Raw genomic sequence first — 1613 nt, forward strand, 5'->3', positions numbered from 1 at the left:
CAATGCGGCAATGCCGGGGCCGACCTTCAGGAGGAGGTCGGCAGGAGGCTGCGGCCGCAGGAAGCCGTCGAACGGCCGCCACGAGGCGTCGGCCTGATCGGCGACCCGTTTCAACGCCGCGCGCGCCTGGGCCGCCTGATCGGCCGACAACGTGGCGCCGGCCTCGATGGCGGCAAGAGCCTGCAACCCCACTGCGGCCAGCCCGGCCAGTTGTTCCGACGTCGGCAGCGCCGCTTCCAGAAGCGGGCGCCCCTTGGCCGCTGCCCGGAACCGCGCGTCGTTTTCCTTCCAGATGCGCAACTGCGCCTGCAGCGCGGGGGCAAGCCCCCTCTCTCCGGCGGTGTAGCGCCGGGCTGCGGCTTCGAAGCGATGCGCAAGCAGGCTGTCGACCGGCGCCGCGTCGGCCGGAGCGTTGAAGGACTGGATGATCGGCTTGCCCGCCAGCATCGCCCGCACCCGGTGGTCGTGCGCCATGTTGCGCACCGGCCCGGCGGCATCGAGGAGCGTCGCCAGCGTCGCAGGGTCGTGCGGGGAAAGCCGCTGCACCAGCGCATCGTTGCTGCCAAGTTGCGCCGCAACTGTGTCGAGCCGGTGATACATGTCGGCCGGATCGGTCACGTCGCGCGGAGACCAGAAACGCTCGGCGACGGCGGCGGCGCGCGGCCATAGCTGGTGTTCGACCAGTTCGTCGGTTGTGATTTCGCCCCACAGTGCCATTTCGCCACCCAGCAGCAGGCGTTCCTGTGCGGCGGTAAGCGGCGGCATCGGCTGATCGACGAGAGCGTCGGTCACCAGCCCCGCCAACAGCGGGCTTAGCTTGCGCAGGCGTGCCGCATGTTCAGGTTCGAGGCCGACGCCCGCCGTTGCCGCGGGGTCGATCGCATAGTGCCAGTCTGCCGGCATCAGCAGGTTGAGATAATAGCCCGCCGACATGATCACCGGGTGCCCGGCCTCGATCGCGCGCGCCATCGCCTTAGACGTCTGCCACGCCTGCACCACGACTTCCCGGTCGAGACCGGCGCCCGCGACTTCCTCCCAGCCGATCATTGTCTTGCCGTGGCGCTTCAGCAGCGCGGCGACCCGCCCGGCGAACCAGCGTTCGGCGGCGTGCTGGTCGGCATGGCCCCGGCTTTGCATCCAGGCGCGAACCTTCGGTGCGCCGGTCCAGATGCCGGCTGTAACCTCGTCGCCGCCGGCGTGGAAATGCCGGTCGGGGAACAGCGCCGTCATTTCGCCGAACAGGCGGTCGAGGAAGGCCCAGGTGGCGGGCGCAGACGGATCGAGCGCGGCCGCCTTCAGGCCGGGGACCGCCGTATCGGCCAGCACCCCGGTTTCCGGGTAGGCGTCGACGATCGCCCGGCTATGCCCCGGCACGTCGAACTCGGGGACGATGCGCACCCCGCGTGCGGCCGCATAGGCGACGAGGTCGCGGATCTCGGCCTGCGTATAGTATGGTCCCGCCGCGTTCAGCTTCGGATAGCGTTTACTTTCGACGCGGAAGCCCTGATCGTCGGACAGGTGCAGGTGCAGGGTGTTCAGCTTCACCCGCTCCATGTTGTCGATCTGGCGCTTCAGCGTCTCGAGAGACAGGAAATGCCGCGCCGGATCCAGCA

At 69.4% G+C, this 1613-nt stretch carries 1 protein-coding gene; it reads right to left on the bottom strand.

Going from position 1 to position 1613, the window contains the following annotated elements:
• A partial coding sequence (locus AC16JP_RS08550; RefSeq protein WP_484340193.1) for a family 20 glycosylhydrolase occupies positions 1–1613 on the bottom strand: 1613 nt, incomplete at both ends.

This window comes from Sandaracinobacteroides sp., from assembly GCF_057137845.1.